Origin of the sequence: Streptomyces sp. NBC_00989 (genome assembly GCF_045162655.1) — a bacterium.
Taxonomy (GTDB): Bacteria; Actinomycetota; Actinomycetes; order Streptomycetales; family Streptomycetaceae; genus Streptomyces.
On sequence record NZ_CP108728.1, the window covers coordinates 8,202,380 to 8,221,044 of the forward strand.

Sequence of the window (18,665 nt, forward strand, 5' to 3'; positions counted from 1 at the left end):
TCATCATCGGGCGTCAAACGCTCAGTACCGCGCGCCCGCCCTTCGCCCGCCCTTTAAAGCGCCGCCCGGATCGCCCCCTCGATCTCCGGGAACGCGAACGTGAACCCCGACTCCAACAGCCGCTTCGGCAGCACCCGTTGACTCCCCAGCACATCCCCCGACATCTCGCCGAGCACCAGCTTCAGCGCGGGCGCCGGGACCGTGAAGAGGGACGGGCGGCGCAGCACGCGGCCCATCGCCGCCGAGATCTCACGGTTCGTCTGTGGGTTCGGCGCGGTGAGGTTGAAGGGGCCGGACAGCCCGTCCGTGTCGATGAGATGCCGGATCGCGGCCACCTCGTCGTGCAGCGCGACGAACGACCAGTACTGCCGCCCGTTCCCGAACCGCCCGCCAAGTCCCGCCTTGTAGAGGGGGAACAGCTTGGCCCACGCGCCGCCCTCGCGCGCCACGACCAGCCCGGTCCGCGCGAACACCGTCCGTACGCCCGCCTCGCGCACGGGCGCCGTCGCCTCCTCCCACTCCGTGCACAGCGAGGGCAGGAAGCCGTCCCCGGGAGGCGCCGACTCGTCCACGGCACGGTCGCCCGTCTCGCCGTAGAAGCCGATCGCGCTGCCGTTCACCCACACCCGCGGCGGCCGGTCCAGTGCGGCCACGGCCTCCGCGAGGGCCGCCGTGCCGAGCACGCGGCTGTCGCGGACCGTCTTCTTGTAGGCGTCGGTCCAGCGGTGGTCGCCGACCCCGGCACCGGCCAGGTTGACCACGGCGTCGCAGCCGTCGAGCCCGGCCGCGTCGACGTACTGCCCCTCGGGGTCCCAGCACACCTCGTCCGCGGCCCGGGCGCCGTGCCGCACAAGGCGCACCACCTCGTGCCCGTCCGCGGTCAGGGACCGGACCAGTGCGCTGCCGATGAGACCGGAGGCGCCGGTCACCGCGATTCGCGAGCGTTCCATGGCGTCCATCCTGCCTCGTTGATCCATAAAAACCCCATGAGGACCACGCCGTCCGCCGCCGTAGGGTGGCTGGCATGTCCGAGCCGAACATACGCATCGCCCTGCCCGACGACGACGAGGAACTGGGCGCACTGGACCGCGCCACCTGGTCCCGCCTGCACGCCGTGATGCCGCTGCCGCAGCCGCCGTACGCCCCCTTCTTCGACGCTCGGCACGCGCCCGGGGACCATCTGGTCGCCGAGCTGGACCGGCGGATCGTCGGGTACATCCGGCTGGCCTTTCCCACCGAGCTGGCCTGCAACGCGCACGTCCGGCAGATCCAGGGGCTCGCCGTCTCCGACGAGGCGCGGGGACACGGGGTCGGCCGGGCGCTGGTGCGGGCGGCCGTCGAGGAGGCGCGGCGCCGGGGCGCCCGCCGGCTCACCCTGCGCGTGCTCGGGCACAACACCCCGGCCCGCAAGCTCTACGAGGCCGAGGGTTTCGCCGTCGAGGGCGTACTGCCCGAGGAGTTCCTGCTCGACGGGAAGTACGTCGACGACGTCTTCATGGGCCGCGCCCTCTGACGCAGGACCTGATCTATGACAGCTACGACGTGACCAGGTCGCCCGTGTCCACCTGGGCCGTCGCGGTCGCCGCGCGCCGCGCGTCCCCGGAGACCTCGTCGGCCGTCAGCACGTACCCCGTCTCGTCGTCCGAGGTGGAGCGGGCGAAGACCACGCCGTAGACCTTGCCGCCGGTCGTCAGGAGGGGGCCGCCGGAGTTGCCGGGGCGGACCGTGGAGCGGATCGAGTAGATCTCGCGGGTGACCGTCCCGTTGTTGTAGATGTTCTGGCCCGTCGCGTTCACGCGGTTGGCGACGGTCGCGGCCTGGAGGTTCAGGTCGCCGTCCTGCGGATAGCCGGCCACCACGGCCGAGTCGCCGCGCTCCGCGCTGTCGTCGAAGCTCAGCAAGGGCGCGGACAGCCCCGGCACGTACAGCACGGCGACGTCCTTCTGCGGATCGAAGAGGACCACCCGCGCCTCGTACGACCGCCCGACCCCGCCGATGCGGACGGTCGGGTCGTCGATGCCCGCCACCACGTGCGCGTTGGTCATCACGTGCTGCGGGGCGTACACGAAGCCGCTGCCCTCGCGGCCCTGGGTGCCCGAGGAGCCCTCGATCTTGACCGTGCTCCGCTTCGAGGCGTTCGTCGCGGCGGCGGTGACGCTGTCGCCGGTGGGCTTGGCGACCTCGGCCGTCGACTCGTTCTCGAACGGGTTGAAGACCTGTGGGAAGCCCGCCTCGGTGAGCGCGGAGGTGGCCCGCGAGAACCACGTCGGTGTCGTGTCCGGCATCAGCTTCTGCACGCTGCCCAGCAGCGTCGAGTCCTGGATCGCCGTCGTGACCGTCGCCGACGAGGACGCGCCCAGCACGCTCGCGGCCACCCACGCGACGATCATCACCGCCACCGAGTTCGCCGCCGCCCCGCCGATCCCGTCGGCCACCCGCAGCGGCCCCTGGTCCAGCTCCTTGCGCAGCTTCAGCGCGAGCCGCCCCGCCAGTTCGTGCCCGATCACCGCCGGGGCCAGCACGGTGAGCACGGCGGTCACCGTCGCCGTCGTCGTCCCCGGAGTCACCAGGTCCATCACCCACGGCAGCACCCACACGCCGATGACCGCACCGCCCACGAACCCGGCGAGCGACACACATCCGGCGACGAGGCCGCGCCGGTACCCCGACGCCGCGTAGGCGAGGATCACCAGCAACAACAGCAGGTCGAGCAGGTCCACGGAGCCGCCTTTCTCTCGGAACCCTTAGTACGCGAGGAACGGGTCCAGTGATCAGTCCCGCGTCAGTCACGCGCGCGTGATCCCCGGGAACCGATCACGCGTGCGTGTACCCCCAGAAACGTGCCGGACCAGGACGATGGTTCCACCGGGTGGCACAGCACACATCGCGGACTGAGCGTTTCCGGCCGAGAGTGTGACCATGCGTGTCCTGAGAAGAACGCCGGGTGCACGAAGACGACGGCTGCGGGGACGAATACCCCGCCCGCGGCGGATACCCCGCTCGGCCGTCGTCGTGCTGGCCTGTCTGCCCGGTCTCGCCGCCGTCCTGGTGCTCGCCCTGTGCGCGAACGGCATCGGACGCGAGGCCACGGCCGCCGCACGCCGCCCGGTCGCGGCCCGCCCCGCCGCGGTCCAGCACACCGCCGCCAAGCCGCGCATCGTCCCGCGCTCGGCCTGGCTGGACGCCCTCTCCCGGCACGCGCAACCGCCTCCGCGCTACGACGACAAGGTCGTCGCCGTCTTCGTCCACCACACGGACTCGCCGAACGGGTACGACTGCGCGGACGCGCCCCGCATCATCCGGTACCTGTACGCGGGGCAGACCGGGGTCCGGGACTGGGACGACATCGGGTACAACTTCCTCGTCGATCACTGCGGGACGATCTACGAGGGGCGGGCGGGGGGTGTCGACCGGGCCGTCACCGGCGCCCACACGCAGGGGTTCAATCACCGTACGGCGGGGATCGCGGCGATCGGGACGTTCACGGCGGGGATGGCGGTGCCGAAGGCGATGACCGATGCGATCGCCGCGCTGGCCGCGTGGAAGCTGGGGCTCGCGGATGTCGATCCGCGGGCGAAGGCGCGGCTGGTGTCCAGCAACAACCTCAGCCGGTACGCCAGCGGTACGACGGCGACGCTTCCCGCGTTGGCGGGGCACAAGGACGGCTATATGACGAGCTGTCCCGGGGCTGCGCTCCTGGCCCGTCTCCCGGAGGTTCGTGAGGTGGCGGCGCGGTTGCAAGGGCGTTGAATCGCCCCCGCCGCCCCTACCCGTCCCATCCCCGGGGGCTGCGCCCCCGGACCCCGCTCCGTTGGATGTCGGGTGCGGGTCTGTGGGGGCTGGGCGCGCCCACGCGGCGGAGCCGCAAATCGACACAGCCCCGCGCCCCGGGGTCTACCTGCGGGCGAGATAGACGCTCAACGCCCGTTGCAGGACCTTCCCTTGGCTTCCCACCGGGCGTTCCCATTCGCCCAGGTACTCCACTGCTCGGCCGCCCGCTCCCGTCTTGAAGAGGAGGCGGCCGACGAGGCGGTCCTCGGCGACGAGGGACGGGGTGATGGAGCGGAGGTCGTAGGTGTCGGCGCCCGAGTCCAGGGCCTCGCAGAGCATGCGCCACAACAGGAGGCTGCTGGGGCGGAGTTCGCGGCCGCGGCGGCCGGACGCGGGGTAGGAGTGCCAGACGCGGGGGCCGACGCCGATCATCAGGGCGGAGGACAGGACCTCGTCGTCGTACTCGGCCAGATAGATCCGCAGCCGGTCGGACTCCTCGGCGTTCAACGCCTGCCACATGCGCCGGAAGTAGTCCAGGGGGCGGGGCTTGAAGCCGTCGCGTTCGGCCGTCGCCCGGTACAGGCGGTGGAACGCGGGCAGGTCGTCGGCCGAACCCCAGAAGACCCCGACCCCGCCCGCTTCGGCCGTTTGCAGCGACCGCAACCAGTTGGGGGAGAGCGCGGCGCGCAGTTCGTTCACCGACCGCCCGGCCAGGGGGATTTGACACCCGTAACGCGGCTGGCCGAGCCCGAACCCGCTCCCGTCCTCCTCCTTGCACCGCCGCCACCCGAGGCGCCTGAGCCGCTCCGCCGCGTCCAGCGCGTAGCCGTCGATGCCGTCCGTGGGCAGATCCCGCAGATGCTGTACGGAGGGGTCGGCGACGCCCGCCGCGACGGTGGCCGCGTCCCAGTGCCGGACGACGAGCGGCGGGCCGATACGGACCGAGAACGCGCCCTCCTTCTCCAGGTGCGCGATCAGGGGGTCCAGGTACCGTTCCGGACGCTGGCTGTGCCAGTCGATCGCGGGCCCGTCGGGCAGGTAGGCGAGAAAGCGACCGGTGCCGGGGAACGCCCGGTACAGCACGAGCGCTACGGCGACCAGCGCATCGCCCTCGAACCAACCGACGCTCTCCGCCGTCCAGTCGGGCTTCACGCCGGCCCACTCGGGGATTTGGAGATGGCTCGCGTCCGGGTGCAGCCGGAGATGGTCGAGGTGCTCCTCGCGGGTGATCCCCTTCACGTACGGGCTGGTCATGGGCGCGACGCTCCTGTTCGGCGGCGGCCACCGTAAGCCGGGGTTCACCGGGCGGGTCAAGACTTCACTGCTGTGAACTCCGCCCCCACCTGCTTGCCGCGGCGGCCCTGTCCGGGTGTGACGCCCCACTGGCTCGCCATCGACGCGATCAGGAAGACGCCCCGTCCGCTCTCCGTATCCCAGTCGGGTTCGGTGTACCGGACGGGCAGTTCGGGCGAACGATCGGCGACGGCCACCCGAACCCCGCCTTCCGGGAGGGTGCGGAGGCGTGGTTCGCACTCCGGGGACTTCACGTGGCGGTGCACGGTGGCGAGCGTCTCGGTCACGCGGAGCGTCGCGCCGTCGGCGAGTTCGAAGTCGCCCTTCGGCACCGGCTCCAACTCCCGTGTCGCTCAACGGGATCGCCCTGGTGAGGGCCGGGTTGTCAAGGGTGTGTCATGAGGCGATCGGGCGGTCGGACAGGTGGGCCAGTTCCGTGAAGAACGCGCGGTAGAGCGGCTCGTCGGCGGTCCGGATCTCGACGGTGACGAGCAGGTGCTTGGAACTCGTCGTGCTCGCGTAGATCGGTTCGTCCAGTTCCTCGACGTGGCCGAAGTGCAGCCGGGTCAAGCCGCCCCTGCGCGCCTCGGCCCGCACCTTCAGCCAGCTCAACGGGGCCCGGTAGGAGCTGATGATGCGATTCCGCCGGAACAGCTCGATGATCCCGTGGTCGACCCGCAGTTGGACGGTGTCATGCTCGAAGACCTTGTGGTCGCACGCGGGTGGCTCCATGCCGGTGAAGATATCCGACCCCTCGGTCGGCCTCGATCGCCCCTCGATCGGCGCTCACAGGTTTCTCGCAGGCAACTCACCGAGTCCCCCGAGGCAAGCTCCCTATCGTCATGCACACGCACTGACTGGAGGTGGGGAAAATGAACAGCAGTCACTCCAACACCACGGAGAAGTCGGCCGGTTGGGCCAAGTCCGCTCGTGGCCCCTGGGCGGTGGTCTGCGCGGTCGCGACCGTGATCCTCGGCCCGGCCGCCGTCACGGCCTCCGCGCTCGACCAGGCCAACGCGGCCCCGATGCACCACGCGGTGCGGGCCGAGCAGACACAGGCCTACATCTCGACGGACACGACCCGCCGCCGGACCGCCGCGTAGGCAGCCGCAGTCGTCAGCGGGCGGCGACCAGTTGCTGGGTGCTGGTGACCGTGCCGTCGGCGTGCCGGGTGAGGCGGAGGACCAGGACGTGCCGGCGGTCGGCCGGCGCGGTCACATAGAGCGGCCGGCCCTTGTTCAGGCCGGGTGCCTTGAACTGCGCCCGGGACCCGAAGGCTCCGGCGGCGCTGTTGCAGCCCTCGGCCAGGGTGCGACCGAACGGGTCGTGGTCGTGCCGGGTGGCGTCGACGTCGTAGTCGACGAACCTGTCGTCGGGCTCGGCGACGGTCCCGACGTTCATCGTGACCCATGCGTGGACCTTCACGTCCGAGCAGACGGCGATGTCGCTGACCGCCTGCGGATCCGGGTCGTTGAGGTCCTTGCCCTCGGCGTCCTTCCCGACCAGCAACAGGGTGCCGCCCAAAGCGGCGACCGCCACGACGATGACGGCGGCACCGAGCAGAACCATCGAACGCGGGCGAACAATCGGGAACATGACCCCTCCGGGGGTGGACCGAGCGGACGGCGTTGTCGCTGCCGCTGTCTCCTCATAGGAGATCCACGGCAGGGCGGCCGTTGCGCCCGGAGTCGCTTCAAGACACCTCTGTGACACGTGAGTTGACACGCCGTTACGGGACGCCGGAGGGGGTGGAACGAGCGGGGCGGGCCCTAACTGCGGCCCAGGCCCAGGTACTTCTCGCCCGCCGGATCGATGTCCACGTTGAGGCCGTTCATGAGGCCGGCGAGCATCGTGTAGTACCCGACCGTCGTGATCAGTTCGACCAGTTGACGGTCGGTCAGATGCTTGCGCAGGGTGCCCAACGTGGCGTCCGTGAGCGTGTGCCGGGCCAGCAACTCCTCCGTCGCCGTCAGCAGCGCCGACTCGACCTCGTCGAACTCGCCGTCCTCCGAACGGAGTTCGACGACCGCCGCCAACTGGTCGAGGGTGAGCCCCGCGTGCAGCGCTATCGGGCGGTGCTGGACGATCTCGTAGGCGCAGTCCGTGTACGCCGCCACCGACATCACCACCAGTTCGCGCAGCCGTACCGGTATCGACGACCCGAGCACGGCCATGCCCAGCTCGATCGCCGGACCCGGCAGATCCGGGGCGTGGGAGAGCATGCGGAACGCGTTCAGCGGAGTGGGAAGCGCGTCCACGGCCTCGGCGGAACGCTCTGGGTACGGTATGGCAGCCACGGTGACCTCACTGGGATCCGGTCGGTCGAGCCGATCGACTCGACCCAGGGGCGGGCACCCATCGCAGTACCCCCGTCAGTCCTGTCGGAACCTCTCGCGCAGCTTCGGGAACCGTTCCGCCAGCACGGCCTCGCTCTCCAGGTTGAGCGGTGCGCCCAGCGGCTCGGCGGGCGGCGGCGGAATCCCCAGGTCGGGGGCGACGGCACCGGTCAGCTGCTCGTACGCCTCGTCCGCCGCGTACCCCAGTTCCTCCCCGTCGCCGTCGATCTCGTCGTCGAAGTCGTCGATGAGTTCCGCCAGCGAGTCCGGGTCGTGCACGGCACCCTCGTACACCTCACGGCCCTGACCGATCAGCCAGCACCGGAAGAAGTCGAACGCGTCGTCGCTCGCCCCGTCGAGCAGCACCCACGCGGCACCCCACAAGTCCCAGGTGTACGCGCGGTTGTAACGGGCCTCGAAATGCCGGGCGAAGTCCAGGACCAGCTCCGGGTCCAGCAGCAGCAGCCGGTCGACGAGCAGGTCGGCCTGCTCCTCGGGGTCGCCCTCGGCGGCCTCGCGGGTGGCGTCCACCAGCTCCCAGAACTCCGTCTCGTCCATCACGGGTCAAGCATCGGTCCTGGAGGGGTGGTGCGCACGTGGAGTGCAGCGGATTGTCACCTGGAGCGGGGCAGATCGTTATGGGCGGCGGTACAGCGCGGCCAGCCGCGACGCGTCGTCCGTGAAGCGCGCCCGCAGGCCCTCCGGTGCCAGTACCTCCACGTCCGGGCCGAGCCCCGCGAGCTGACCGTGTGCCACCTCCTCGGACTCCACCGGCAGGGTCACGGTCACCCACCCGTCGCCGTCGTCCGGCTTGCCCGCGACCTCCAGCGCCTCCCGCGCGGCGGCCCGATCGACGGCGTACGGCAGCCTCCGCACCCCGTCCGCCGACAGCCGCACCACGACCTCTGCCCGCAGGATCGACCGCGCGAACTGCTCCGCCCGCTCCTCCCAGAACGCGGGCAGGTCGAACTCCTCGTCCCGTACGAAGCGCTCGGCACCCGGCTCCACCGCCGTGAACCGGTCGACGCGATACACCCGATGCGCCTGGTACACCGGGGAGGAATCGTGGTCGGCGACCCGCGCGCACAGGTACCAGACCCCGGCCTTGAGGACGAGCCCGTACGGGTCCAGCTCCCGTTCGACTTCGACTTCGACTTCGGCGTCGGAGTCACCGCGCCGGTACCGCGCGACCAGCCTCCGGTCGTCCCACACGGCGTCCGCCACGGCGGGGAGCAGTTCGGGTGTCCTGGGCTCCGCGAACCAGCCAGGTGCGTCGAGATGAAACCGCTGGGCCGCCGCACGTGAGGCATCCGACAGGGAGGGCATCAGCGCCGCGGACACCTTCAGCCGGGCCGCCGAGGCCGCGTCCTCCAGCCCCATCTCGCGCAACGCCCCCGGCACCCCGCTCAGGAACAGCGCCTCGGCCTCGCTGCGGGCCAGCCCGGTCAGCCGGGTCCGGTACCCACCGACGAGCCGGTACCCGCCGGCCCGCCCCCGGTCCGCGTACACCGGGACCCCGGCCTCCGACAGCGCCTGCGCGTCCCGGGTGACGGTCCGCTCGGAGACCTCCAGCTCGCGGGCGAGTTCGGCGGCGGTCATGGAGGCACGGGACTGAAGCAGCAACACCATCTTGATCAGCCGGGCAGCACGCATCCCTTCATGATGAGGGATCTCGCCCCCGCCGCCCCTACCCGTCCCATCCCCCAGGGGCTCCGCCCCTTCAACCCGGCTGGGGCTCCGCCCCAGACCCCGCCCCGGGGGCCGGCCCCCGGACCCCCGCTCCTCAAACGCCGGAGGGGCTGGATTGTCGGCGGACGAGCTGAAAGTGCGGGAGGGGCCGGATTGTTGGCGGACGGCTGAAAATGCTGGACGGGCCGAGATGTTGCCGACCGGAGCTTTGAAGCAGCGGTTCGCATCTCAGCCCGTCCGGCGTTTGAGGACGAGGCCGTTCAGGCCGAAGGGGGGTTTGGGGGCGCAGCCCCCAAGGACGGGACGGGTAGGGGCGGCGGGGGCGAGAAAAAGGCCCCTACAGCCCGTAGCGCTCGCGCGCCTCCTTCACCGACGTCGCCTTCACTTCTCCGCGCCGCGCCAGCTGGGCGAGCGCGGCGACCACGATCGACTCCGCGTCGACGCCGAAGTAACGCCGAGCCGCGTCACGCGTGTCCGACAGGCCGAAACCGTCCGCACCCAGCGACGAGTAGTCCTGCTCGACCCACTGCGCGATCTGGTCGGGAACCTGCCGCATGTAGTCGGAGACCGCGAGGACAGGCCCCTCGGCCCCCTGGAGCGCCTGCCGCACGTACGGCACCCGCTCCTCACCCCGCAGCAACGCCGCGTCCGCGTCCAGCGCATCGCGCCGCAGCTCGGTCCAGGACGTCGCCGACCACACATCGGCCGCGACGCCCCACTCCTCGGCAAGCAACTGCTGCGCCTTCAACGCCCAGTGGATCGCCGTACCGGAACCGAGCAGCTGAATGCGCGCCGCGTTGGCAGCCGGCGAAAGGCCGGCGGACTCCGCCGTGTTGAAGCGGTAGAGGCCCTTGACGATGCCCTCGTCGATGCCGAGGCCGGCCGGCTTGGCGGGCTGGGGGATCGGCTCGTTGTAGACGGTGAGGTAGTAGAAGACGTTCGAGTCCTCGCCCGGGGCCGCCTCGCCGTACATGCGGCGGATGCCGTCCTTGACGATCGCCGCGACCTCGTACGCGAACGCCGGGTCGTACGACAGCGCGGCCGGGTTCGTCGCCGCGATCACGGGGGAGTGACCGTCCGCGTGCTGAAGGCCCTCGCCCGTCAGCGTCGTACGGCCCGCCGTCGCGCCGACGAGGAAGCCGCGCCCGAGCTGGTCGCCGAGCTGCCACATCTGGTCGGCCGTGCGCTGCCAGCCGAACATCGAGTAGAAGATGTAGAAGGGGATCATCGCTTCGCCGTGCGTCGCGTACGACGTCGACGCGGCGATGAAGTCCGCCATCGAACCGGCCTCGGTGATCCCCTCGTTGAGGATCTGGCCGTTCTTGGCTTCCTTGTAGTACATGAGCTGGTCGCGGTCGACCGGCTCGTACGTCTGGCCCTTCGGGGAGTAGATCCCCAGCGAGGGGAACAGGCTCTCCATGCCGAACGTCCGTGCCTCGTCGGGCACGATCGGCACCCAGCGCTTGCCGGTCTCCTTGTCGCGGACCAGGTCCTTGACGAGCCGTACGAACGCCATCGTCGTAGCGACGTTCTGGGTGCCGGAACCCTTGTCGAAGGACGCGAACGTCTTGTCGGCGGCGGCGGGCAGCGCGGCGAGGGGGTGCGTGCGGCGGGCCGGGGCGGGACCGCCCAGAGCGGCGCGGCGCTCCTGGAGGTAACGGACCTCGGGGGAGTCGGCGCCGGGGTGGCCGTACGGGACGACTCCGTCGATGAAGTCGCTGTCCTTGATGGGGAGTTCGAGCAGGTCACGCATCTGCTTGAACTCGTCCGTCGACAGCTTCTTCATCTGGTGGTTGGCGTTCTTCGACGCGAAGCCCTCGCCGAGCGTGTGGCCCTTGACCGTCTGCGCCAGGATGACCGTCGGGCCGCCCTTGTGCTCTACGGCCGCCTTGTACGCGGCGTACACCTTGTTCGCCTCGTGACCGCCGCGCGAGAGGTGGAAACACTCGAGGATCTTGTCGTCGCTCAGCAGCTTCGCGAGCTCGACGAGCGCCGGGTCCTTGCCGAAGAAGTCCTCGCGGATGTAGGCGGCGCCACGCGTCTGGTACGTCTGCACCTGGGCGTCCGGTACCTCGCGCAGGCGTCGTACGAGCGCGCCCGTGGTGTCGAGCTGGAACAGCTCGTCCCAGGCGTTGCCCCACAGGGACTTGATGACGTTCCAGCCGGCGCCGCGGAACTGGGCCTCCAGCTCCTGCACGATCTTGAAGTTCGCGCGGACCGGGCCGTCGAGGCGCTGGAGGTTGCAGTTGATGACGAAGGTCAGGTTGTCCAGACCCTCGCGGCTCGCCAGTGCGAGTGCCGCCGTCGACTCGGGCTCGTCCATCTCGCCGTCGCCGAGGAATGCCCAGACGTGGGACTCGGAGACGTCCTTGATGCCGCGCGCGGTGAGGTAGCGGTTGAAGCGCGCCTGGTAGATCGCCGAGAGCGGGCCGAGGCCCATCGACACCGTCGGGAACTCCCAGAGCCAGGGCAGGCGCCGCGGGTGCGGATACGACGGGAGGCCGTTGCCGCCCGCCTCCTGGCGGAAGTTGTCGAGGTGCGCCTCACTCAGACGGCCGTCGAGGAAGGCGCGGGCGTAGATGCCGGGGGAGGCGTGGCCCTGGATGTAGAGCTGGTCGCCGGAGCCCGGCGCTTCCTGCGATTCCTTGCCCTTGAAGAAGTGGTTGAAGCCGGTCTCGTACAGCCAGGCCGCGGACGCGAAGGTCGCGATGTGGCCGCCGACGCCGTGTTTCGCGCCGCGGGTCACCATCGCCGCCGCGTTCCAGCGGTTCCACGCGGTGATCCGGCGCTCCATCGCCTCGTCGCCGGGCGCGGACGGCTCGGCGGCGGTCGGGATGGTGTTGACGTAGTCCGTCTCAAGCAGCTTGGGCAGCGCGAGGCCGTTGCCCTCCGCGCGCTCCAGCGTGCGGCGCATCAGGTATGCGGCACGGTGCGGGCCCGCAGCCTTCGTGACGGCGTCCAGGGAGGCCTGCCATTCGGCGGTCTCCTCGGGGTCGCGGTCCGGGAGCTGGTCGAGCTCGCTCGGCTGGATGGCGTAGGGGTCGGTCATAACGCCGCCTTCCTCGGTCGAAGGGGGGTTCCCTCATCGGCAAGGGGATTTCGGGGGTGCCCTTGGTCTTTGGCAGGACAGGGCGGCGGGCCCTTGTAGGAGCCCGTCGGTGACTGTAACTCCCTGATCGATGATCGATCAAAGGTTCCCGGGCAAAATATCTTGATTACGAGAAAGTCGGCACGGCGTGCCTTTTGTGGGGGCACCGGGTGCCGTGTTTTTCGCCGGTTTCTGAGGAGTTTTCGCAGGTGAGCATGGCTGCGCTCGGCTGCGTCACGGGCGCGGCGCGCAGCCCAGCACGTGCGCCTTCACCAGCTCCGCGATCCGCGGATCCCGGCGCCGGAACGCGGCCACCAACTCCTCGTGCTCCTCCGCGTACGACTGCTGGACCGTCCCCAGCCAGCGGATCGACAGCGCCGTGAACACCTCGATGCCGAGGCCCTCCCAGGTGTGCAGCAGAACCGAGTTGCCGGCGGCGCGGACCAGCTCACGGTGGAAGCCGACGGTGTGCCGGACCTGGCCGGTGCCGTCCGCGTTCCGGTCGGCCTCGTACAGCGCGGCGACATGCGGCTCAAGGGCCGAGCAGTCCTCGGCCAGCTTCCCGGCCGCCAGCTCCGCCGCGATCGCCTCCAGACCGGCCCGCACCGGGTAGCTCTCCTCCAGGTCGGCCGCCGTGAGATTCCGTACGCGTACGCCCTTGTTCGGCGCGGACTCGATCAGCCGCAGCGACTCCAGCTCGCGCAACGCCTCCCGCACCGGCGTCTGGCTGACCTCCAGCTCCGTCGCGATCCGCCGCTCCACGATCCGCTCGCCCGGCTTCCAGCGGCCGCTCACGATCCCCTCCACGATGTGCTCGCGGATCTGTTCGCGCAGCGAGTGGACGACGGGCGCGGTCATGAGAGCTCCTTAAGGGCGTTTGACGTTTAGACAATAAGGCCGCACGCCCGCTCGGGAGGGGTGCACGGGGGCGCTTTCATGCAGGTGAGACGAGACTTACACGCTGGTGGGGCGATAGGCGCGGGTGCCCCGCGGGGCGTCGGGGCGCCATGAACTGGGGAGTTCGAAGCGGGGCCCGGGGTCCCGGGCCGGTGGCGGTGGAGTGACCGGCTGTCGACCGGCGCTCACTCCGGCGTGCGGTCGGACGGGCACCGTGCGGGTCGCGGATCGTCGCCGACACCCCGCCCCCGGCGCGCCCGCGTCTTCGTGAGACCGGACGGCGCCCAGGAGTTCGGCCGAGTCGGCCGGGGTCGGCTGTGCGCCCCGCCGGCGGCCACACCGGCGCCGGCACCCGACGGGATCGTACGCCGGGATGCTCAGCGGCATACGAGCTGCCGCGCGCCCGGGAAACGCGCGGTGCCCCCGCCCGGAAGGTTCCGGAACGGGGGCACCGTACAAAACAACAGGCCAGCTGGCCGGCGAGTCGGCTACAGGCCGAGCTCGACCTCGAACTCGCCCGCCTCCAGGATCGCCTTGACCGCCGTCAGGTAACGGGCGGCGTCCGCGCCGTCCACCAGGCGGTGGTCGTAGGAGAGGGTCAGGTACGTCATGTCGCGGACGCCGATGACCGTGCCGTCCTCGGTCTCGATGACCGCCGGGCGCTTGACCGTGGCGCCGATGCCGAGGATCGCGACCTGGTTCGGGGGCACGATGATCGTGTCGAACAGGGCGCCGCGCGAACCGGTGTTGGAGATGGTGAAGGTCGCGCCGGACAGCTCGTCCGGGGTGATCTTGTTCGCCCGGACCTTGCCCGCGAGCTCGGCGGTGGCCTTGGCGATACCGGCGATGTTCAGGTCGCCCGCGTGCTTGATGACCGGGGTCATCAGGCCCTTCTCGGAGTCCACCGCGATACCGACGTTCTCGGTGTCGAAGTAGGTGATCGTGCCCTCTTCGACGTTGATCCGGGCGTTGATGGCCGGGTGGGCCTTCAGCGCCTGGGCCGCCGCCTTCACGAAGAACGGCATCGGGGAGAGCTTGACGCCCTCGCGCGCGGCGAAGGAGTCCTTGGCCTGGGTGCGCAGGCGCATCAGGCGCGTGACGTCGACCTCGACGACCGAGGACAGCTGCGCCTGCTCGTGCAGCGCCTTGACCATGTTGTCGCCGATGACCTTGCGGATGCGGGGCATCTTGACGGTCTGGCCGCGGAGCGGGGAGGCCTCCAGGACGGGGGCCTTCTTGGCCGTGGCGGCCGGAGCGGCGGCAGCGGCCGGAGCCGGAGCCGCAGCGGCGGCCTTCGCGGCCTCGGCGGCGGCGATGACGTCCTGCTTGCGGATACGGCCGCCGACGCCGGTGCCCTTGACGGTGGACAGGTCCACGCCGTTCTCGGAGGCGAGCTTGCGCACCAGCGGGGTGACGTAGGCGCCGTCGTCCGTGGCCTGCGCGGCGGCGGGCGCCGGAGCGGCCGGGGCCACCGGAGTCGCGACCGGCGCGGGGGCCGGGGCGGCGGGGGCGACCGGAGCCGGAGCGGCGGCGACCGGAGCGGGCGCCGGAGCCGGGGCGGGCGGTGCGACCGGAGCCGCGGGGGCCACCGGCGCGGGGGCCGGAGCCGGAGCGGCAGCCGCCGGAGCGGGCGCCGGGGCGGCCGGAGCCGGGGCGGCCGCCGGAGCGGCACCCGGGGCGCCGACGACGGCGAGCTTGGCGCCGACCTCGGCGGTCTCGTCCTCGCCGACCAGGATCTCCAGCAGGACGCCGGCGACCGGGGAGGGGATCTCGGTGTCGACCTTGTCGGTCGAGACCTCCAGGAGGGGCTCGTCCTCGGCGACCTCTTCGCCGACCGCCTTCAGCCAGCGGGTGACGGTGCCCTCGGTGACCGACTCGCCCAGTGCGGGCAGCACGACGTCGGTACCGGTGGCGCCGCCTGCCGGAGCGGCGGGCGCCTCGGCGGGGGCGGCCGGGGCGGGAGCCGGAGCCGCGGGGGCCTCGGCGACCGGGGCCGGGGCCGGAGCGGCCGGAGCCGCCTCGGGCTCGGCGGCCGGGGCGGGGGCGGCCGCGGGGGCGCCCGTACCGTCGTCGATCACGGCCAGCTCGGCGCCGACCTCGACGGTCTCGTCCTCGGCCACCTTGATGGAGGCCAGCACACCGGCGACGGGCGAGGGGATCTCGGTGTCGACCTTGTCGGTCGACACTTCGAGCAGCGGCTCGTCGGCCTCTACTCGCTCGCCCTCGGCCTTCAGCCAGCGGGTGACAGTGCCCTCGGTGACGCTTTCACCGAGCGCCGGAAGGGTTACGGAAACCGCCATGGTTTCGGTTGCTCCTTACGAATTGCGGAAGTCTGTGTCGTCGTCCGACCGAGGGGGTCAGTCGTGGGAGTGGAGAGGCTTGCCGGCCAGTGCCAGGTGGGCCTCTCCGAGCGCCTCGTTCTGCGTCGGGTGGGCGTGGATGAGCTGGGCGACCTCGGCGGGCAGCGCTTCCCAGTTGTAGATCAGCTGGGCTTCGCCGACCTGCTCGCCCATGCGGTCGCCGACCATGTGGACGCCGACCACGGCACCGTCCTTCACCTGGACGAGCTTGATCTCGCCGGAGGTGTTGAGGATCTTGCTCTTGCCGTTGCCCGCGAGGTTGTACTTCAGAGCGACGACCTTGTCCGCGCCGTAGATCTCCTTGGCCTTGGCCTCGGTGATGCCCACGGAGGCGACCTCGGGGTGGCAGTACGTCACCCGGGGGACACCGTCGTAGTCGATCGGAACGGTCTTCAGACCGGCCAGACGCTCCGCCACCAGGATGCCCTCGGCGAAGCCGACGTGCGCGAGCTGGAGCGTCGGGACCAGGTCACCGACGGCGGAGATGGTCGGGACGTTCGTCCGCATGTACTCGTCGACCGTGACGTAGCCGCGGTCGATCGCGACGCCCTGCTCCTCGTAGCCGAGACCGGCGGAGACCGGGCCGCGGCCCACCGCGACGAGCAGCAGCTCGGCCTCGAACTCCTTGCCGTCGGCGAGGGTGACCTTGACACCGTTCTCGGTGTACTCGGCCTTCGAGAAGAAGGTGCCCAGGTTGAACTTGATGCCGCGCTTGCGGAACGCGCGCTCAAGAAGCTTGGAGGAGTTCTCGTCCTCAAGAGGAGCGAGATGCTTCAGGCCCTCGATGATCGTCACGTCGGCGCCGAAGGACTTCCACGCGGAGGCGAACTCCACGCCGATGACACCGCCGCCCAGGATGATCGCGGACTGCGGGACGCGGTCCAGGACGAGGGCGTGGTCCGAGGAGATGATCCGGTTGCCGTCGATCTCCAGGCCCGGCAGCGACTTCGGCACGGAGCCGGTCGCCAGCAGGACGTGGCGGCCCTGGATGCGCTGGCCGTTGACGTCGACGGAGGTGGGGGAGGAGAGCCTGCCCTCACCCTCGATGTAGTGCACCTTGCGGGATGCGATCAGACCCTGGAGTCCCTTGTACAGGCCCGAGACCACGCCGTCCTTGTACTTGTGGACGGCCGGTACGTCGATGCCCTCGAAGGTGGCCTTGACGCCGAACTGCTCGCTCTCGCGGGCCTGGTCGGCGATCTCGCCCGCGTGGAGCAGGGCCTTCGTGGGGATGCATCCTCGGTGCAGGCAGGTGCCGCCGACCTTGTCCTTCTCGATCAGGGCGACGTCCAGACCCAGCTGGGCCCCGCGCAGCGCCGCGGCGTACCCGCCACTACCACCGCCGAGGATCACTAGGTCGAAAACGGTGCTGGCGTCGTTCGCCACGTCACGTCCTCCATGCATGTGCGCCACGCCGGTCGGCGACGACCGGTCGGCGGCTGGTGTCCGGCCGCTCTTTCTTCGGCCCTGTGGTGGGGGCCCTGTCCTGCCGAGCCCATCTTCGCACTTGTCAGCAGCCAACGAGACGCCGGGCCGGGGTGTGAGTCACCACACGCTCACTTGAGAGCAGGGGCTGAGGCGACCTACCCAGGGGCGCGGGGCTGTATCGATATGCAGCTCCGCTGCGGGGCGCGACCAGCCACAGCCGGCCCGCAGCCGCCCGCGCCCCTCAGGCATCGAGCTATTGGGCGAACGTCAGCCCAGGTCACCCGCAGCAGTCAGCTCCGCAAGCCGCACCAACGTCCGCACCGCAGACCCGGTCCCACCCTTGGGGGTGTAACCGAACGGACCGGACTCGTTGAACGCAGGACCCGCGATGTCGAGGTGCGCCCAGGCGATCCCCTCACCGACGAACTCCTTCAGGAACAGCCCGGCGACGAGCCCCCCACCCATCCGCTCACCCATGTTCGCGATGTCGGCGGTGGAGGAGTCCATCCCCTTGCGCAGGTGCTCCGGCAACGGCATCGGCCACGACGGCTCGCCGACCTCGTCGGCCGCGTCCACGATCGCCGCCCGGAACGCGTCGTCGTTCGCCATCACACCGAACGTCCGGCTGCCGAGCGCCAGCATCATCGCGCCGGTCAGCGTCGCCACGTCCACGATCGCGTCCGGCTTCTCCGCCGACGCCGCCCACAGCGCGTCCGCGAGGACCAGCCGGCCCTCGGCGTCCGTGTTGAGGACCTCGACGGTCTTGCCGCTGTACATGCGCAGCACGTCACCGGGACGGGTCGCGGAGCCGGACGGCATGTTCTCGGCGAGCGCCAGCCAGCCGGTGATGTTGACGGCGAGGCCCAGACGCGCGGCGGCGACGACCGCGGCGAACACGGCGGCGGCACCGCTCATGTCGCACTTCATCGTCTCGTTGTGCCCGGCCGGCTTGAGCGAGATGCCGCCCGAGTCGTACGTGATGCCCTTGCCGACGAAGGCCAGGTGCTTGGTGGCGTCGGCGTGCGTGTACGACAGCTTCACCAGGCGCGGACCGGCCGCGGAACCGGCGCCGACGCCGAGGATGCCGCCGTAGCCGCCCTTCTCCAGGGCCTTCTCGTCGAGCACCTCGACCTTGATGCCGTGCTCCTTCGCCGCGGTCTGCGCGACGGCGGCGAAGGCCTCCGGGTCGAGGTCGTTCGGCGGGGTGTTGATCAGGTCGCGGGCGCGGTTGAGCTCCTCGGTGACCGCGAGCGCACGCTCCACGGCCGCCTTGTACTCCTTGTCGCGCGGCTTGCCGCCGAGCAGGGCGACCTCGGCGAGGGGGGCCTTGCCCTTGGCGTCCTTGCCGCTGTCCTTGTACGCGTCGAAGGAGTACGCGCCGAGCAGCGCGCCCTCGGCGATCGCGCCGGCGTCGGCGGCGTCGGCGAGGGGGAGCGCGAAGGCGGCCTTCTTGGCGCCGGTGAGCGCGCGGGCGGCGACACCGGCGGCCCGGCGCAGCGCCTCGGCGCCGTACGCCTCGCCCTCCTCGGGCTCGGTGCCGAGCCCCACCGCGAGGACGAGCGGGGCCTTGAAGCCGGCCGGTGCGGGCAGCTTCGTGATCTCGCCTTCGGCACCGGAGGCGCCCAGGGTCTCCAGGACGCCGGCGAGCCTGCCGTCGTACGCCTTGTCCACGGCGTCGGCGCCCGGTGCGACGACCGGGCCCTTGCCGCCCTTGCCGACACCGATCACGATCGCGTCGGCCCGCAGGCCGGGCGCCGCGGCGGTGCTGAGAGTGAGAGCAGTCACAGTGGTGAATTCTCGCTT

17 protein-coding genes and 1 pseudogene are annotated in these 18,665 nt (G+C 71.0%); 3 read left to right on the top strand and 15 right to left on the bottom strand.

Annotation, left to right across the window (positions count from 1 at the left end; genetic code table 11):
* Nucleotides 1-53: 53 nt before the first annotated feature.
* Nucleotides 54-950: a TIGR01777 family oxidoreductase gene (locus tag OG714_RS36660; protein WP_406127563.1), complete on the bottom strand. Its 897-nt coding sequence runs from the start codon at nucleotides 948-950 to the stop codon at nucleotides 54-56.
* A 74-nt stretch (nucleotides 951-1,024) separates the two neighbouring features.
* Here OG714_RS36660 and OG714_RS36665 point away from each other — a divergent pair, with 74 nt between their 5' ends.
* On the top strand, nucleotides 1,025-1,513 hold the full coding sequence (locus tag OG714_RS36665) for a GNAT family N-acetyltransferase (RefSeq protein WP_406127564.1): 489 nt from the start codon (nucleotides 1,025-1,027) through the stop codon (nucleotides 1,511-1,513).
* 22 nt (nucleotides 1,514-1,535) lie between these two features.
* Here the strand turns inward: OG714_RS36665 and OG714_RS36670 are convergent, their stop codons facing one another.
* Complete coding sequence (locus tag OG714_RS36670; protein ID WP_406127565.1) at nucleotides 1,536-2,720, bottom strand: MarP family serine protease; 1,185 nt, start codon at nucleotides 2,718-2,720, stop codon at nucleotides 1,536-1,538.
* A gap of 199 nt (nucleotides 2,721-2,919) precedes the next feature.
* Between OG714_RS36670 and OG714_RS36675 the strand changes: the two genes are divergently transcribed.
* Complete coding sequence (locus OG714_RS36675) at nucleotides 2,920-3,750, top strand: peptidoglycan recognition protein (protein ID WP_406127567.1); 831 nt, start codon at nucleotides 2,920-2,922, stop codon at nucleotides 3,748-3,750.
* A 144-nt stretch (nucleotides 3,751-3,894) separates the two neighbouring features.
* On the opposite strand, the gene OG714_RS36680 is transcribed toward OG714_RS36675, so the two are convergent.
* The 3 genes from OG714_RS36680 to OG714_RS36690 all read right to left on the bottom strand — a co-directional run bounded on the left by OG714_RS36680 (nucleotide 3,895) and on the right by OG714_RS36690 (nucleotide 5,796).
* Nucleotides 3,895-5,025, bottom strand: coding sequence for a lipid II:glycine glycyltransferase FemX (locus tag OG714_RS36680; RefSeq protein ID WP_406127568.1), 1,131 nt, complete (start codon nucleotides 5,023-5,025; stop codon nucleotides 3,895-3,897).
* A 56-nt stretch (nucleotides 5,026-5,081) separates the two neighbouring features.
* A complete protein-coding gene (locus tag OG714_RS36685) occupies nucleotides 5,082-5,396 on the bottom strand; it encodes an ATP-binding protein (RefSeq protein WP_406127570.1) in 315 nt (104 codons plus the stop codon).
* Nucleotides 5,397-5,460: 64 nt separating this feature from the next.
* Nucleotides 5,461-5,796: a hypothetical protein gene (locus OG714_RS36690; RefSeq protein ID WP_406127572.1), complete on the bottom strand. Its 336-nt coding sequence runs from the start codon at nucleotides 5,794-5,796 to the stop codon at nucleotides 5,461-5,463.
* A 140-nt stretch (nucleotides 5,797-5,936) separates the two neighbouring features.
* On the opposite strand from OG714_RS36690, the gene OG714_RS36695 reads away from it, so the two are divergent.
* Complete coding sequence (locus tag OG714_RS36695) at nucleotides 5,937-6,167, top strand: hypothetical protein (RefSeq protein ID WP_406127574.1); 231 nt, start codon at nucleotides 5,937-5,939, stop codon at nucleotides 6,165-6,167.
* Between the two features lie 13 nt (nucleotides 6,168-6,180).
* Here OG714_RS36695 and OG714_RS36700 read toward each other — a convergent pair whose 3' ends face one another.
* The 10 genes and pseudogenes from OG714_RS36700 to OG714_RS36745 form a co-directional block, all read right to left on the bottom strand.
* Nucleotides 6,181-6,660 (bottom strand): hypothetical protein, encoded by a 480-nt coding sequence (locus OG714_RS36700; RefSeq protein WP_406127575.1) that lies wholly within the window; start codon nucleotides 6,658-6,660, stop codon nucleotides 6,181-6,183.
* A 173-nt stretch (nucleotides 6,661-6,833) separates the two neighbouring features.
* On the bottom strand, nucleotides 6,834-7,361 hold the full coding sequence (locus tag OG714_RS36705) for a carboxymuconolactone decarboxylase family protein (protein WP_406127576.1): 528 nt from the start codon (nucleotides 7,359-7,361) through the stop codon (nucleotides 6,834-6,836).
* A gap of 75 nt (nucleotides 7,362-7,436) precedes the next feature.
* Complete coding sequence (locus OG714_RS36710; RefSeq protein WP_406132080.1) at nucleotides 7,437-7,958, bottom strand: DUF4240 domain-containing protein; 522 nt, start codon at nucleotides 7,956-7,958, stop codon at nucleotides 7,437-7,439.
* 78 nt (nucleotides 7,959-8,036) lie between these two features.
* The gene (locus tag OG714_RS36715; RefSeq protein WP_406127578.1) at nucleotides 8,037-9,053 is read right to left on the bottom strand and encodes a helix-turn-helix transcriptional regulator; all 1,017 of its coding nucleotides are present in this window, start codon (nucleotides 9,051-9,053) and stop codon (nucleotides 8,037-8,039) included.
* A gap of 262 nt (nucleotides 9,054-9,315) precedes the next feature.
* A pseudogene (locus tag OG714_RS36720) lies at nucleotides 9,316-9,502 on the bottom strand (hypothetical protein); the annotation flags it as partial.
* Nucleotides 9,427-12,138, bottom strand: a complete 2,712-nt coding sequence (gene aceE / locus OG714_RS36725; RefSeq protein ID WP_406127580.1) for a pyruvate dehydrogenase (acetyl-transferring), homodimeric type — start codon at nucleotides 12,136-12,138, stop codon at nucleotides 9,427-9,429. The pseudogene OG714_RS36720 and the gene aceE, both read right to left, overlap by 76 nt.
* A 273-nt stretch (nucleotides 12,139-12,411) precedes the next feature.
* Nucleotides 12,412-13,035 (bottom strand): GntR family transcriptional regulator, encoded by a 624-nt coding sequence (locus tag OG714_RS36730; protein ID WP_363100923.1) that lies wholly within the window; start codon nucleotides 13,033-13,035, stop codon nucleotides 12,412-12,414.
* Between the two features lie 527 nt (nucleotides 13,036-13,562).
* Nucleotides 13,563-15,374 carry a 2-oxoglutarate dehydrogenase, E2 component, dihydrolipoamide succinyltransferase gene (sucB, locus tag OG714_RS36735; protein WP_406127582.1) on the bottom strand — a complete coding sequence of 604 codons (1,812 nt, stop codon included), beginning with the start codon at nucleotides 15,372-15,374 and terminating at the stop codon, nucleotides 13,563-13,565.
* A gap of 57 nt (nucleotides 15,375-15,431) precedes the next feature.
* On the bottom strand, nucleotides 15,432-16,820 hold the full coding sequence (gene lpdA, locus OG714_RS36740; RefSeq protein ID WP_365615787.1) for a dihydrolipoyl dehydrogenase: 1,389 nt from the start codon (nucleotides 16,818-16,820) through the stop codon (nucleotides 15,432-15,434).
* 309 nt (nucleotides 16,821-17,129) lie between these two features.
* Nucleotides 17,130-18,647, bottom strand: coding sequence for a leucyl aminopeptidase (locus OG714_RS36745; RefSeq protein ID WP_406127584.1), 1,518 nt, complete (start codon nucleotides 18,645-18,647; stop codon nucleotides 17,130-17,132).
* Nucleotides 18,648-18,665: the final 18 nt, after the last annotated feature.